Below are 15,310 nucleotides of genomic sequence, written 5' to 3'. Positions count from 1 at the left end.
GGGTGCAGGCGGAGCAGGGATGCAGCCGGATCCGAATTGCGGCGTCTGACCGCCCCTGCTGCCGGGTCAGAGCCTGGACGTGCCGGAGGACAGGGAAAAAAACGGTGCATGATTGGATGTAAACACGGGAGGATCCCGGAGGAGAATTTCCCGGATCGCCGGATGACGTTTGAATCTGCGGTCCAGAAAATGCCGGACGCGGAGTCGATCCCAGCCCAGGGGATGGATAAAATCCAGATACAGGGAAAGATCGCCGGAATAAAAAGTTCGAGTTTGCAGGGATGACACCTCCGCACTCCAGGCCGGCAGGTTAAAGACCGCCACATTCAGATAATCGATGCAGTGCGCGTGTTCGGCAACAAAGGCAAGCGTTTTCTCTGCCGATTCCCGGGATTCGGCCGGTGTACCAAAAAGCAGATACACGTAAGAGGCAATCCCTGCTTTCTTCAGCGTTTTCAACACTTCCGAGGCCCTGGTCAGAGAGATACCCTTCAAAAGGGCATCCAGCACGTTCTGATCGCCGGATTCCAGCCCCAGTTTGAGAATGACGCAGCCGGAGCGTTTCAGTAAACGGCAGAACTCCGGATCTCCAAGATGCTCTTCAATTCTCGCAAAGCCATACCAGGGCGCTCCCGGCGGCGCCTCGATCACGGCATTGAGCAGAGCCGGACTGAGGGCGTTATCCAGGAGGTGGATCAGGGCCGGTCGGTACCTTTGAACCAGGACCTGGAGCTGAGAAACGGACCGGTCCGCGGGGATGGGCGCATAGGGTTGCCCTTCAGCCTTTTCGGGGCAGAAGGCGCAGCGTCGCCAGTAGCAGCCCCGGGAGGCGCTGTAGGGCAGAATAAAGCCGGGAGCCAGATACGGATTTTTCCACACATCCCCGTAATCGGGCAGACAGTCCTCATGGTCCAACCCGCTTCCCAGCAGTTCGAGAAGGGGCCCCTCGCCTGGTCCGGCGATCATGTCGTCCACAAGTCCGGAAAAGGGGTTCCGCCAGTTGGGGGAACTCATCCAGGAGGTCACCAGCCCTCCTCCCAGAACGAGCTTCACGGAAGGGTATTCCCGCCGCAGGAACCCCATCATGGCAAAGGTGCAGAGCGCCTGGCTGAGAAAATTCAGTGAAAAGCCGATCATCGGGGGAGAAAGGGCTTCCAGCAGCCCCGACAATCGGCCGTGGAAGTAAGGATAAAAAGGATTGGCTTCCGGAAGTGATGCGGCGGCAAGCAGGTCGTCACTGCGAAGGGGCGAGAGGTCTTTCTCCTCATAGTTGGCCAGGGTCAGATGGGTGCCGGATTTTCTGCCCGTTGAGAATTCCAGGACTCGATTCAGATCACGGATCGACCGCTGGTAGCGATCGCGGTTTCGATAGCCCCCCCAATCACCAAGATCCTGAAGGTGATCCTGGAGGTGATTTCGAGCGCGGCGGGTCCAGGTATCCGAAGCAGCGCCTGTCACGGCCTTATCCGTCAGAAGATAGAGCAGTCCCTCCAGATTGGCATCCACCACGGTACAGGTCCGTCCGTGGCATCTCAGTGCGCCGGCAAGCTTCGCCAGGCCGGCAGGGGATTCACAGGGCTTGACAACAGGGGGGTGGATTAAAAGCATCGTGCCGCTTCTTCAAGAGAACCTTTGTTTTTCATGGTTTGAACGGATGTTCCAAATAGAATCGACAGAAGGCCGCGATGACAAGGGCATGATTAATCTCGCCATCCCTGATCAGTCTGGGAATCTCCGATAGAGGCTTCAGGATGACCTCGATATCCTCCTCTTCATCCTGTTGCTGCACCCCGACAGGATAAACATCCTGGGCCAGAAACGTATGGCAGAGGTTGTTCTGGATGGCTGGATTGGGATAAACAGCCCCTAAAGGGGCGAGCACGCGTTCCGCATAACCCGTTTCCTCTCGGAGTTCCCGTCGCGCAGCTTCCTCCGGAGAATCGGAATCTTCCACAAGCCCGCCGGGAATTTCCAGGGTGACACTGCGTACTCCATGGCGGTACTGCCGGATAAGGACAACGTCGTTTTGGGATGTGATGGGAATAATATTGACCCAGGGAGACGCCTCCACCACAAAAAAGTCCGAGGGCCGGCCAGTCCGGGGAGAAACGGCACGATCCTTCCGCAGGGAAAAGAGCCGGCAGAAACGTTCCGGCTCACTTGATAACAGGGTCCAGTCTTTAAGGGGCATCGCTTATCTCACTCCTTTTCTTGCAGTCAACGAGCTTGAACTTGCCAAATTTTCTGGATTTCGTTTATCATGCATTCCAGATTATTTCAATTTTCCGTGGCGACAGAATAACAAGGATCCGGGGATGAGGGGGGTTGAGAATGGAGCAGAACAAATGGCGGGTTGCGTACGTGGCTTCAGGAATGACGAATGCCCATATTATAGAAGGACGCCTGAAAACAGAGGGGATTCCCACCCACCTCATTTATGAGACGGCTGGAATCCTTTATGCCACAAATCTGGACGGCCTCGGTGAGGTAAAAATCCTGGTTCCCGCTGAAGATCTGGAAAGAGCCCTTCATGCTCTGGATCAATCTTACGAGGATGATGACCTCCAGTGACCCCTTCCTGCTTCATCCCGATGGCAGCGCCCTGGAGGGCCTGGCTGCCCTTGGAATTGGCCCCCAGCGGTTCGCGGATCAAATCCTGGATGGTCCGGTAGGTAGCCTGAACGGAAAAGGAAAAGCCCAGGAAGGCCCCGAAGGGATTTTTTCTCATGGGAATATGCCGTTCGAGACCCGAAAGATACGTGTACCACTCCAATGGGAAAAAGAGGACGCTTCCCCAGTATATGGGAACTCCAGGCAGCAGGTTTCTGACCAGACGGACAAGCTGCAATCCTCCCAGAGGTTGAACGGGGCTTTCCCCCGTTGAGGAACAGAAAAATTCTCTGTGGCCGCCATGAGGATTCATGATGGCGTACCGGTTCCACGTCCCCAGAAAGACCCTGTCCCGTGAAACGCGGACCGCCTCGCTGACGGCTTTTTGGGGATCCTCGACGAATTCCAGCGAGGCAATCATGGTTACAATATCGAATTCATTGTCGGAAAATGGAAGGTCTTCAGCCCGCCCGGCATGAATATCCGCCCGATGCCCCAGCTTCCTTTGAGCAGCCTCAACTCTTTCACGGGACGGATCAATCCCTGTAACACTGCATCCCTGATTTCTGAAGAACATGAGATGTTCTCCCGTTCCGCATCCAACATCAAGGAGCCTTTCTCCAGCACGGGGAAAGACTAGATCACGGATCAATTCCTCCCTCCGGACTTGGACAAAGCTCTCCGCGAAAGATCTCTTTTCCTTGTCCAGGGAAGGATTTATACTCCCATGCACCAGCATACCTCTCCCCATCCCCTCGCTTTTCAGCCTGTTTGTGCCTTCCTCGCCGTTTCCATTTCTAACACACTTCCATTTTGCGGGCAAGAATTGATAAGTTGCGGAGGAAAAGGTGGAATTCTCCCTTGACAGGGTCATTTTTCTTTATTAGAAATTCTGCAATAAAAAGACTTCTCGTGAAGCTGGCCTTCGATCTTTTCTGATGTTTGCAGATTTTCTAAAGGATGTCTTGCCGCTCTATCCGGATTTTTCTGGCTTCTTCTAAACCTGCTATTCCACGGAACAGTATCTTCATACATTCTCCTGGTGCAAAGGCCTGAAAACTGCGAATCGATTTGTTTGTACCGGCATAATTTTTTCATTGAGAACGTCATCGCTTTAACGATACGACCGCAATAGGTTCATTTGACGGTTCATCATATTTGAAATACAGGGGGCAGGTCATGGAAAAGATGCCAATCACGAAATCGGGTTTCGAAAATCTCAAGAAAGAGCTTGAACATCTGAAGACGGTTCTGATTCCCGCCAACATAAAGGATATCGAAACGGCAAGAGGGCACGGAGATTTGTCAGAAAACGCCGAATACACGGCGGCCAAGGAAAAGCAGTCCTTTTTGCACGGAAAACTGCAGGAGATTGAAAACAATCTCGCCCTATCCAACATCATCGATCTGAGCAAGTTAAGCAACGACAAGGTTGTTTTCGGCGCTAAGGTTGTCATTGAAGAGATCAGTTCCGGAACACAGACAAATTATCAGCTTGTGGGTCCCTTCGAATCCAACATCAATGCAAACAAGATTTCTGTTACGTCTCCCATTGGAAAGGCCTTGATCGGCAAATCGATCGGCGACGAAGTGAAGGTTCAGACACCCGGAGGAACTCGCAATTTCGAGGTTGTGGATATTATGATTGACCCGTCCGAGTTTTAATGACCTGAACCGGAAAGGGTGCTTCTTTATCCAGCGAACCTCTTCAGCAGGAAATAAAAAGCCGGCACTGAGAAAAATCCTCACTGCCGGCTTTTATGTCCCGTCTATTCTGAACTTCAGACCTCAGGCCTTCTCCGATACACCGATCCGAGTGACAGCCCTCTGCAGAGCAATGCTGAGCATCTCGAATTCCAACTCATCCTTGGACAATTTGGTCAGTTTCTCCTCGGCACGCTCTTTGGCTCTCATTGCTCTTTCTCTGTTGATCGTTTCAGCACTTTCTGCCGTTTCAACGAGAACCGTTACTTTATTCGCTGTCACTTCCGTATAGCCCGTATTAACTGCGAAATATTGTTTCTTGCCTCCTACGGTAAAGCTTAACTCACCTATTTCTACAGAACTGAGCAACGTTTCGTGCCCTCTCAACACCCCGAATTCACCTTCCGTTCCAGGTATGGTGACTTCTTCAACCTCACCGCTGAAGGCCATTTTCTCCGGGGTGACGATCTCCAATAACAGTTCTTCGGCCATTGCTTTCCCCTGTCCTTATTGCTCCTGATATTTCTTCGCTTTTTCTACCGCCTCTTCAATTCCACCGACCATGTAGAAGGCCTGTTCGGGCAATTCGTCGTACTTGCCTTCGAGAATTTCCTTGAATCCTCTGACGGTATCAGGAACGGAAACGAACTTTCCATCGACTCCCGTAAACTGCGCGGCAACGAAGAACGGCTGAGAAAGGAATCTCTGAATTTTCCGCGCCCTGTTGACGGTCAGCTTATCTTCTTCAGACAGCTCGTCCATTCCGAGAATCGCGATGATATCCTGCAGATCCTTATACTTCTGCAGAGTCACCTGGACCTGTCGAGCTACCCGGTAATGCTCCTCACCCAGCACGATGGGATCGAGAATTCTCGATGTCGAATCCAGGGGATCCACTGCGGGATAGATTCCAAGCTCTGCAATGGGTCTGGACAAAACAACCGTTCCATCAAGGTGAGCAAAGGTCGTTGCCGGAGCAGGGTCGGTCAAGTCGTCCGCAGGGACATAGACGCACTGCACGGCCGTAATTGACCCTTTATCCGTCGAGGTAATCCGTTCCTGAAGCTCGCCAAGGTCCGTAGCCAGCGTCGGCTGGTAACCGACGGCGGAGGGCATTCTTCCCAGAAGGGCGGACACTTCAGCACCAGCCTGAGTAAACCTGAAGATGTTGTCGATAAAGAGGAGCACATCCTGCCCTTCTACATCGCGGAAATACTCTGCTGCAGCCAGTGCGGTCAGAGAGACTCTCGCCCGCGCTCCCGGAGGTTCCGTCATCTGGCCGTAAATCAGAGCCGCCTGCTTGATAACGCCGGACTCCAGCATCTCTCGATAGAGGTCGTTACCCTCGCGGGTTCTCTCTCCGACGCCGGCAAACACGGAAATACCACCATGGTGCATGGCGATGTTATGAATCATTTCCATCATGACAACGGTCTTGCCGCATCCGGCTCCACCGAACAACCCCATCTTTCCGCCACGGGGAAATGGAACGAGCAAATCGATGACCTTGACTCCCGTTTCAAGAACGTGAACCGTTGTATCCTGCTCCGTAAACGAAGGGGACTCCCTGTGAATCGGCATGTGGTTCTTGGCTTCCACAGGCCCCATTCCGTCGACCGGTCTGCCCACCACATTGAGGATCCTGCCGAGACATTCCTTTCCAACGGGCACCGTAATCGGTCCACCGGTGTCCTTTGCCGGCATCCCCCGGACCAGACCATCCGTAACGTCCATGGCGATACACCGCACGACGTTGTCGCCCAGATGCTGTGCGACTTCAACAACCAGATTATCCTCCTCGTCGTTGATGACGGGATTTGTTATGGTGATGGCATTCAAAATTGCCGGCAGCTGCCCCTCTTCGAATGCAACGTCAATGACCGGCCCAATCACCTGTATAATCTTACCAATATTCATGTTAGTCTCCTTTTCGCTACGGAAATCTTAGTCCTTCAATTATGATATCGGATGTTTCCTTCTCCGATTATTCCATAACTCTTCTTGAATATTTCTAAAGTTATCCTTTCGCCAAGGCTTCTGTTCCACCAACGATATCCATCAATTCCGCCGTGATCGCGGACTGCCTCACCTTGTTGTATTGCAGGGTCAGCGTTCTGATCATCTCGTCGCAGTTCCTCGTCGCGTTATCCATGGCTGCCATCCTGGCTCCATTTTCTCCGGCGGACGTCTCAAGGAGCGCCCTGAAAATGAGGACATGGAGATACATGGACAAAAGCTTCTCAATCAATACTTCTTCAGATGGCTCATAGACATAATCGATGGTTTTATCCGGGTCCATTTCGCCTTCCTGTCCGACGGAAGGCAGAGGCAGCAACCTGACAACAACGGGCCTCTGCATGGAGACATTTCGGAACTCGTTGTAAATAATGTAGAGCTCATCGAACTCCTCGTTTACAAAGGGCGTGATGACGTCATCCGATATCTCTACGGCCAGATTAATGTCGAATTTACCGAGGATATCCGTTTTCTCGTTGATGATGGGATATTTTCTTCTGAAGTAATCCCGGCTCTTCCTCCCCACGGGCGTCAGCTCCACAGAAAGTCCCGCCGCCATCTTTTCCTTTACAAATCGTTCGGATGATTTGATCAGATTGGTATTGAAACCGCCGCAAAGTCCCCTGTCGGAACTCATGCACAGGACCCTGATCTTCTTCGGCTCCCTTGCTGCAAGCAGCGGATGGGCCTCGGGGTTCACCCGAAGCGCAAGGCTGTCCAGCACCTCCATGAATTTCATGGCGTAGGGACGAAAGCTCTCCATCCTCGCCTGAGCCGCGCGGAACTTCGACGCAGCCACCATGTTCATGGCCCGGGTAATCTGTTTTGTTTTCTGTACCGCAGCTACTTTTCTTTTAATGTCCTTTAATGCGGCCATTAAAATTACTCCTTTATCTCTGGTTGTCGGCCCGATTCAAGCCTTAACTTCCTGATTGATATCTAAAAAAATCATCTTTTTTTCAGACGAGAATGTTATCTCAGCCGGCTACAAACACGGAGTCGAAGGCGGTAAGGGCGTCCTTTAACTTCTGCTCCAGTTCGGGAGACAATACCTTCTGATCATCAATGTCCTTCATGACGGCTGCGTACTTGTTCTTCATGAACGCCAGCACCTGCGGCTCGTATTCCTTAATCTTATCCACGTCATACTTGTCAAGGAAACCGCGCGTACCCGCATAGAGAACCACGACTTCCTCAGCCAGGCTCATCGGCTGGAACTGCGGCTGCTTCAAAATTTCAACCAGACGGACTCCTCGATCGAGCTGTGCCTGGGTTGCCTTGTCCAGGTCGCTTCCAAACTGTGCAAAGGACGCCAGTTCGCGATACTGGGCGAGATCAAGTTTCAGCGTACCGGCGACCTGTTTCATGGCCTTTACCTGGGCAGCCCCGCCGACTCGTGAGACGGACAAGCCGACATTAATCGCAGGACGAATACCGGAGAAGAACAGGTTCGGCTCCAGGTAAACCTGGCCGTCCGTAATGGAGATGACGTTCGTGGGAATATAGGCCGACACGTCGCCCGCCTGGGTTTCGATGATGGGAAGTGCCGTGAGGGAACCGCCCCCCAGATCTGCGCTGACTCGAGCCGATCGTTCCAGAAGCCTTGAGTGGTTGTAAAAAATGTCTCCCGGATAGGCTTCGCGTCCAGGCGGCCTTCTCAGCAGCAGGGAAATCTGGCGGTAAGCCACGGCCTGTTTGGAAAGATCATCATAGATGATGAGGGCATCCTGGCCCCGATCACGGAAATATTCACCGATGCTGCATCCTCCATAAGCGGCGATGTACTGCAGGGTCGCCGGGTCACTGGCACAAGCGGCAACGACGCAGGTGTAAGACATCGCGTCGTGCTTCCTCAAGTTTTCGACGATCTGTGAAACCGTTGATTTCTTCTGGCCGATGGCAACATAAATGCATTTCACGCCCGTGTCCTTCTGGCGGATGATAGCATCAATTCCAATGGCCGTTTTGCCGATCTGGCGGTCACCAATGATCAGTTCCCGCTGCCCTCTACCAATGGGGGTCATGGCATCAATCGCTTTAAGGCCGGTGTACATCGGCTCATTGACGGGCTGACGCTTGATAACACCCGGGGCAATCATTTCGATTCTACTGAACTCCGTAGCTCCCAGCGGCCCTTTTCCATCAATGGGCTCTCCTGTCGCGTCGATGACTCTTCCCAGTACCGCTTCTCCAACGGGAATCTGGGCAATCTTTCCTGTCCGCTTGACAATGTCCCCTTCTTTGATGTGGGTCACTTCGCCGAGAACGGCCACACCGACATTGTCGGCTTCGAGGTTAAGAACCATTCCCATAATTCCGCCGGGAAATTCCAGCAGCTCCATGGCCATTGCATTCTCAACGCCGTATACTCTGGCAATACCATCTCCAACGGAAAGCACGGTACCGGTTTCGCTGACATCAAGCTTCCGTTCATAGTCCCGAATTTGTTTGGAAATAATCTGACTTATTTCCTCTGCCTTGATTGTATCCATGGTTTATACTGCCTCCCCCAAGAGATTCCTTATATTGTTCAATTGAGTCTTCATGCTTCCATCGTAGAGTGTATCCCCAACCCGAATGACAATTCCACCGAGCAGGGAACGATCTTCCTCAATGGTAACCTCTGTCTGCTTCCCGGTCATCTGCTCGAGACCCTTCTTGATCTCCGTTGTTGCTTCTTCCTTCAAAGGAAAGGCCGTCTTCACACTGACCCGAACTCTCTTCAAGACGTCATCCATGAGTTCACGGTAGTAATCCGCAATCTCGGCAAGCATACCTATTCTCTTCTTGTCCACGAGCAATTTCAAAAAGTTCGACGTCATTGCAGACATCTTTATCTTCTGAAGGATCGCTTCCACAACAGCCTTCTTCTCTGCCTGACCAAAGACCGGATTTGCGAGAAACTCTTTCAGATTTTTGTCTTCCTTAACGATCCGCGCGAAGCTGCTTAACTCACCATAGTACTGTTCGTAAAGCTTGTCCTCGCCGGCAATGTCAAAGAACGCCCTGGCATATCGCTTTGCAATACCGCTGTTGATCAATGTTTTCTCACCACCTTATCCAAGTAATCTTTAACCATGCTTTCATGATCTTCCGGAGTTATGGACCGCTTCAGAATATCTTCAGCCATCTGGACGGACAACTGAACGGCCTCCACTCTTAACTTGCTGCTGGCCTTCTTGTACTCCTGTTCGATTCGCGCCTGAGTGTCTTCCTTCATCTTCTCGGCAGCTTTCTTCGCGTCCTCCAGCATTCTTTCCTTTTCGGCCAATCCCTGGGATTTGATCATCTCATAAAGACCTTCGATTTCGCCGGTCGCCTTGTCCAGCTTTGCCGAATATTCCTCAAACTTCCGCTGAGCCTCTTCCTTGGCCAGTCTTGCCTCTTCCAGCACCGTTTTTATTTCTTCCCGTCTTCCGCCGAAGAAACTCTTAATTTTGCCAGCCAAGAGCCACCAGAGAAGCCCGACCAGAGCGAGGAAATTAAAGACCCGCCATCCGAAGTTGACCCAGTCTGGCCCCTCACCACCGTGTTCCCCGCCTCCCGAGGCCATCACGGCCGATGGCACCAGGACAACGAAAAGGAGGAAAGCCGGGATCAGCCAGAAACCATCCTTAGGGCAATGCAACCGCGTAAACCCTCTCATTTGATACTCCTTCCCATCACTTTTTCGGCAATTTCCGTTGCTATATTTTCCGACTGCTCACGCAGAATACGTCTTGCTTCATTGACTTCCTTCGATACTTTCGCTTCAAACTGCTCAACCATCTTGGGAATTTCCGCACGTGCAGCGTCAAGAACGCCTTTGGCCTCATCGGACCCCTGCCGGACGATCTCCTTCTTCTGTTCCAGGGCATCGTTTTTCGCCAGACGCAGCTTTTCTTCGTAACGGGCTTCTTTCTGCTCAATCGTAAGATTCAAATCCCGGATTTCCTGTTCCGCTCCCTCGATCTGCCCCTTCCTCTTCTCAAGAATCCCCATAACCGGCTTATAAAGCACGATATTCAGAATAAATATCAGCAAAAGAAAGTTCACAAGTTGTATCCAAAACGTATAATCGAGACCGATTGTCATGACGCATCCCTCTCTATCTAAAATTCAACTTCTGTTAATCTTGTTTCACGGCCATGAAAAAAATTGATAAAAAAAACCGAATGAACACTAACCCCTGTCCATCCGGTTGGGACATAACAAAACAGCGACTTCCGTGCGACCTTTCTTTGCTCGATCAGAAAACTGCTTCATATGGAAAAAAGCAAAACCCATGTGTTCATTAACTCCAAATATTATCAGTCGGCAGGCGTGTTTGCATTAACCATAACTAAAATAGAATGTCAAGAACTTTTGGATAGAAATAACGTCCTTTAAATGACGTGCCATCACGAGCATATCATCGGTTTCGAATAACATTGACCGCAACCTGATGATATCACCTGCGTCCACATTTCAGCTTCAAAATAGCCATTTATTTCCCTGCGGCATCGGAGAGGAGCACGGAGGTTGAAAAAACGGTTTTGCGCCGATTTGCTTCTCAAGGCTGAAGAATATATCTCCGCATACTGACGTTCAAGAGCAGCCCGATGCACGTAAGGAGCGAAACAACGGCAGAGCCCCCATAGCTGAGGAAAGGCAGGGGGATGCCGACAACCGGCATCATCCCCAAAACCATTCCGGTATTGATGAAGACTTCCCAGAACAGAAGCGAGGCCAGTCCGAAAGCGATCAGAGTTCCCAGAAAATCCCGGGAATGGAGGGCTATTTTCAAGCTCCAGAGGACCAGGGAGGTAAAAAGGAGAATGAGAATCCCGCCCCCCAGGAAGCCCCATTCCTCAGCGAATACGGAAAAGACAAAGTCCGTCTGCTGTTCGGGAAGGAACTGAAGCTGTGTCTGCGTCCCTTTCAGAAACCCCTTGCCCAGAATCCCCCCGGAGCCGATGGCGATCATGGACTGGATGATATGATAACCGGACCCCAGAGGATCGCGCTCAGGATTCAGGAACGTCAAAACCCTCTCCCGCTGATACTCCTTCATGAAAAACCAGCCCACCGGCATCATGAAAACAGCCAGCGTCAGAACATACAGCAGAGACTTCAGGCGTATTCCCACAAACAGAAACATGGATGCCGAGACGAAAAGCAGAATGAGCCCCGTTCCCAGATCGGGCTGCTCCAAAATCATGAGAAAGGGCACAAGAAGAAGCAAAAAGGGAATCCACAGTTCCCGTAGATAATACCCCTGCTCCAGCTTGTGCTCATCAAAATATTTCGCCAGGGCCAGGATCAGGGTCAATTTTACCAATTCAGAGGGTTGCAGCGAAAAGCTGCCCAGAGAAATCCAGCGCTGCGAGCCATGCGTTGCAAAGCCGTAGAAGAACACGATAACCAGGCAGAAAATCGCTATTCCGTGGAGAACATAAGCATACTGGCAGATGAACCGGTAATCGATGCAAAAGGCGATGCTCATGCAGAAAATGCCGATGAGCACCCACTGAAGCTGTCTGATATAAAAGGGATTCGCCTTTGCGCCTGCAAAGGAGTAGCTGGCGCTGAAAATATTCAACACCCCGATGGTGCAGAGAATGAGAACGAGAATGAGCAACGTCCAGTCAAAGTTCAGAATAAGGCGTCTGTCAAACCTCATCGGTCAGCCTCCGCGAAGATCGGCTCTTCGAAGGCCTCATCATTCATCCTGATTCCCACTGGCGCGTCTCCTTCTCCCCTCTCCCGATGTCGAGCGATTCCGGGATGCCTCCTCCAGTTTCTCCTCTTCCTCCGCAGGCATCTTATCGCCGTATTTCTTTTTCTTGTAATAGGCATCGATCACTTTCCGGGCAACGGGCGCCGCCGCCGATCCCCCGTGGCCGCCATGCTCGACAATGACCGCTACGGTGATCTCCGGATTGCGGCAGGGCGCGAAGCAGGTGAACAGGGCGTGGTCCTGGTAAATCCTTGCGGATTGCATGGCCCGTCGGGCCTTTTCGCTGGCCGGCAGTCCGACAACCTGGGCCGTCCCGGTTTTGCCGCAAACGTCCATTTCCGCACGTCGCAGTGCGCCGCCGGTCCCGCGCGGTTCGTTGACAACCCCCCACAGCCCCTGCTTCAACAGTGCAGTTGTTTTGCTGCTCATGGGAACGGTTTCCTGCTTTTCCGGCTTCATGCCCTTGATCAATCGTCCATCGGTTGCCTCGATTTTTTTGACGATCTGCGGCCGGTAAACCGTTCCGCCATTGGCCAAGGCACTGTAGGCCACGGCCAACTGGAGAGGCGTCACGGAGTTGAAGCCCTGTCCGATGGACACCGAAATGGTCTCCCCCGCCTGCCACGGCTTCTTGAATCTGGCAAGCTTCCATTCACTGGTGGGAATCACTCCAGCCTTTTCCCGGGGCAGGTCGATCCCGGTAACGGCGCCGAAGCCGAACTTTTTTGCATACCAGGCAATCCTGTCCACCCCGAGCTTTTTCCCCAGCACATAAAAATACACGTCACAGGATTCAACAATGGCCCGGTGAAGGTCCACCATCCCATGCCCGTGTTTCTGCCAGCAACGATAGGAACGGGTTCCGAAATCGAAGGAGCCGGTGCAGAGAATCGAGCTTTCCGGTGAAATCAGCCCCTCCTCCAGCGCGGCTGCCGCAACAATCAGCTTATAGGTCGAGCCGGGCGGATACTGTCCCGATATCGCCCGCTGCTCCATGGGGTGCAGCGGGTCGCGTGAGAGCATGTTCCAGTTCTCCGTTGAAATCCCCCCGTTGAACAGGTTGGGGTCGAACCCGGGTGAACTCACCATGGCATAGATGGAACCGTCACGGGGATCCATCGCCACAACCGCACCCGACTTTCCGGCCATCGCCTTCCAGGCGACCTCCTGAAGATAGGCGTCAATGGTGAGGACAAGATTGCAGCCAGCTACAGGATTGATCCTTCCCAAGCTTCGAACGGCCTTGCCGAGAGCATTCACTTCAACCTGTTCCGCCCCGTTTTTCCCCCGGAGGTAGGCATCGTAATACCGTTCTATACCGGTCTTGCCCACCATGTCGCCCGGGCTGCGAGCCCCCTTGGACCGTTCCAGTTCATCCTGGCTGACCTCACTTACATACCCCACAATGTGCGCAATCATCTCTCCGGCCACGTATTTCCGGATGGGCACAACCTCAATCGCTACACCCGGCAGCTCCAGAGAATGGGTTTCGATCAGGGCTAGTTTCTCCCGGCTGATGTTTCTGTCAATTTTTGAAGGTATAAAAGGATGGGCCTTTGCAATCGAGGAAAACTCATCCGGGATCTTCCACGATCGTGACGCATAGAGCTCGGTAAGCTTGGAAATCACCTGCTTCTTGTCTTCCGGACGATTGGGGATATAAACCAGATCGAAGGATGTCTGGTTATCGACGAGGACATGACCGCCCTTGTCCAGGATCATCCCCCGCAGGGGATTGATCTTGCGAAGTCTCACGCTGTTGCTTTCCGAGCGCTGCCGTAGCTCCGATCCCTTGATCACCTGAAGGTACCACAGCCTCAGAATGAGAAGGGACATGGCAATCAGCACAATGGCGAAAATCAGCCTGAACCGCTGCCGATAATCAGCGATTTCGTGACCTTTTATTCGACCTTTCAACCCGAACATTCAATATGTCTCCAAAGCGCCGGAACGAGTTAAAGCATACCGGACTCACGAGGGTGACCACCAGGATCTGCGGAAGGAAAACGGTGTCAAATTTGTGGAATAAATCCAGGCCCTGGATATGCTTGTAAAACAGCAGCACCACCCCGCATTCGAAAAGGGCGCAGGCGAACACGTAGGACAGGATGAATAATGCCCTTTCCGCATAGACCCTCAGCGACACCAGCATCGAGATAAAGAAGATCGACAGGTAGAGGATAATATGCAGACCGACGATCGTCCCTGTGATGACGTCCAGGAAAAACCCCAGGGCAAAACTCAACAGCCCCCCTTTCAGGACGTCCATATGGAATCCGGCATAAATCACCAGAATGAGGGAAATCTCGACACTGACCAGGTTGAGAAAGAGCAGTTCGAAAACGGTTGTTTGCAGGACAATAAATAAAAATGAAAAAAATGGCAAAAGGAGGTAGTGAATCAATCGTTCCTCCCCTTTTTGGGTGATGTGAGGACGAGGACTTCCTCGATCTTTGCAAAATTCACGGAGGGCAGCACCTCCACGGTCTGAAAGAGGCCGCTTTCTCCCCTGGCAACCCTGGAAACCGTTCCAAGCAGCCACGATTTCGGGAATACGCCGCAGATCCCGGAGGTAATGACGGCATCTCCCAAACGGACTTCTTCCATTTTCGGGACATATTTGAGAAAGCAGCGGCTGCTTCCGTCGCCCGAAAGAATTCCCTGGCCGCGACCCCCCTGAATAATCGAATCCACATTGCTGCTTTCATCGATGATCAGCAGGACCCGGGAGACATGCCCGGAGGTCTCTATTACCCTTCCCACAACCCCACGGTCGGCAACCACCGGCATTCCCGTCTTGATACCGTGGATGCTTCCCTTGTCGATCATGATCGTCTGGTGCAGAGATTTCCGGTTTCGCCCTGTGACGGATGCCGCAACCGTTTCGTAGCTGATCGAATCGCTCAGGGAGAGCAGTTTTTTGAGTCTCTGAGCCTCCAGATAACCTTCCTGATGCTGCACCAGTTGCCGGGTCAGCAACGCGTTGTGCTGAACCAGGCGCCTGTTTTCCCTTTCGAGCCCGATGAGGAAGAGATATCGCTTCCAGATGTTTTCAAGAGCTTCAACGGGGGTGTTGACGCCACGTTCCATGGTAGCGGCCAGATCCAGAACGATCTTACGGACAGGACCCAGTTCCACGGAAGGATTCACAACATGGTAAGAAAGCATGACCAAGGAAATCACAACGAGTATGGTTGCTGCGATCAGGGACCGATGTTTCTTGAAAAACAGCATGTTGCGTATTGTCTCTATGTGAAGGAGGAACGCTTGGTTAAAGCTGTG

15 protein-coding genes are annotated in these 15,310 nt (G+C 52.3%); 1 reads left to right on the top strand and 14 read right to left on the bottom strand.

Features of this window, described 5'->3' with window-relative positions; genetic code table 11:
* Positions 1-66: 66 nt before the first annotated feature.
* The 3 genes from ACJ77P_RS02975 to ACJ77P_RS02965 form a co-directional block, all read right to left on the bottom strand.
* Positions 67-1,608 (bottom strand): B12-binding domain-containing radical SAM protein, encoded by a 1,542-nt coding sequence (locus tag ACJ77P_RS02975; RefSeq protein ID WP_408998943.1) that lies wholly within the window; start codon positions 1,606-1,608, stop codon positions 67-69.
* 31 nt (positions 1,609-1,639) lie between these two features.
* Positions 1,640-2,191 carry an NUDIX hydrolase gene (locus ACJ77P_RS02970; protein ID WP_367361010.1) on the bottom strand — a complete coding sequence of 184 codons (552 nt, stop codon included), beginning with the start codon at positions 2,189-2,191 and terminating at the stop codon, positions 1,640-1,642.
* A 240-nt stretch (positions 2,192-2,431) separates the two neighbouring features.
* Positions 2,432-3,349, bottom strand: a complete 918-nt coding sequence (locus ACJ77P_RS02965) for a class I SAM-dependent methyltransferase (RefSeq protein WP_408998942.1) — start codon at positions 3,347-3,349, stop codon at positions 2,432-2,434.
* Between the two features lie 440 nt (positions 3,350-3,789).
* Here ACJ77P_RS02965 and greA point away from each other — a divergent pair, with 440 nt between their 5' ends.
* Complete coding sequence (gene greA / locus ACJ77P_RS02960; RefSeq protein ID WP_367361011.1) at positions 3,790-4,275, top strand: transcription elongation factor GreA; 486 nt, start codon at positions 3,790-3,792, stop codon at positions 4,273-4,275.
* A 123-nt stretch (positions 4,276-4,398) separates the two neighbouring features.
* Here the strand turns inward: greA and ACJ77P_RS02955 are convergent, their stop codons facing one another.
* The 11 genes from ACJ77P_RS02955 to mreC all read right to left on the bottom strand — a co-directional run bounded on the left by ACJ77P_RS02955 (position 4,399) and on the right by mreC (position 15,262).
* A complete protein-coding gene (locus ACJ77P_RS02955) occupies positions 4,399-4,806 on the bottom strand; it encodes a F0F1 ATP synthase subunit epsilon (RefSeq protein WP_367361012.1) in 408 nt (135 codons plus the stop codon).
* A gap of 15 nt (positions 4,807-4,821) precedes the next feature.
* The gene (atpD, locus tag ACJ77P_RS02950) at positions 4,822-6,231 is read right to left on the bottom strand and encodes a F0F1 ATP synthase subunit beta (RefSeq protein WP_408998941.1); all 1,410 of its coding nucleotides are present in this window, start codon (positions 6,229-6,231) and stop codon (positions 4,822-4,824) included.
* A 100-nt stretch (positions 6,232-6,331) separates the two neighbouring features.
* Entirely contained in the window at positions 6,332-7,207 is an 876-nt protein-coding gene (atpG, locus tag ACJ77P_RS02945) for an ATP synthase F1 subunit gamma (RefSeq protein ID WP_367361014.1), read from the bottom strand.
* Positions 7,208-7,307: 100 nt separating this feature from the next.
* Positions 7,308-8,822 (bottom strand): F0F1 ATP synthase subunit alpha, encoded by a 1,515-nt coding sequence (atpA, locus tag ACJ77P_RS02940; RefSeq protein ID WP_367361015.1) that lies wholly within the window; start codon positions 8,820-8,822, stop codon positions 7,308-7,310.
* 3 nt (positions 8,823-8,825) lie between these two features.
* On the bottom strand, positions 8,826-9,371 hold the full coding sequence (atpH, locus tag ACJ77P_RS02935; RefSeq protein ID WP_367361016.1) for an ATP synthase F1 subunit delta: 546 nt from the start codon (positions 9,369-9,371) through the stop codon (positions 8,826-8,828).
* Positions 9,368-9,976 carry a hypothetical protein gene (locus ACJ77P_RS02930; RefSeq protein WP_367361017.1) on the bottom strand — a complete coding sequence of 203 codons (609 nt, stop codon included), beginning with the start codon at positions 9,974-9,976 and terminating at the stop codon, positions 9,368-9,370. The genes atpH and ACJ77P_RS02930 overlap by 4 nt, the downstream gene beginning before the upstream one ends.
* Positions 9,973-10,404: an ATP synthase F0 subunit B gene (locus ACJ77P_RS02925; RefSeq protein ID WP_367361018.1), complete on the bottom strand. Its 432-nt coding sequence runs from the start codon at positions 10,402-10,404 to the stop codon at positions 9,973-9,975. Before ACJ77P_RS02925 ends, ACJ77P_RS02930 begins: the two co-directional genes overlap by 4 nt.
* 457 nt (positions 10,405-10,861) lie before the next feature.
* The gene (gene rodA / locus ACJ77P_RS02920; protein ID WP_408998940.1) at positions 10,862-11,971 is read right to left on the bottom strand and encodes a rod shape-determining protein RodA; all 1,110 of its coding nucleotides are present in this window, start codon (positions 11,969-11,971) and stop codon (positions 10,862-10,864) included.
* Positions 11,972-12,010: 39 nt separating this feature from the next.
* Complete coding sequence (gene mrdA / locus ACJ77P_RS02915; protein WP_408998939.1) at positions 12,011-13,954, bottom strand: penicillin-binding protein 2; 1,944 nt, start codon at positions 13,952-13,954, stop codon at positions 12,011-12,013.
* A complete protein-coding gene (locus ACJ77P_RS02910; protein ID WP_408998938.1) occupies positions 13,911-14,432 on the bottom strand; it encodes a hypothetical protein in 522 nt (173 codons plus the stop codon). Before ACJ77P_RS02910 ends, mrdA begins: the two co-directional genes overlap by 44 nt.
* Positions 14,429-15,262 (bottom strand): rod shape-determining protein MreC, encoded by an 834-nt coding sequence (gene mreC / locus ACJ77P_RS02905; protein WP_408998937.1) that lies wholly within the window; start codon positions 15,260-15,262, stop codon positions 14,429-14,431. The genes ACJ77P_RS02910 and mreC overlap by 4 nt, the downstream gene beginning before the upstream one ends.
* Between the last annotated feature and the right edge of the window lie 48 nt (positions 15,263-15,310).

It is taken from the genome of Syntrophus buswellii (assembly GCF_046097065.1).
Classification (GTDB): Bacteria; Desulfobacterota; Syntrophia; order Syntrophales; family Syntrophaceae; genus Syntrophus; species Syntrophus buswellii.
This window is presented reverse-complemented; position numbering and strand designations above follow the sequence as displayed.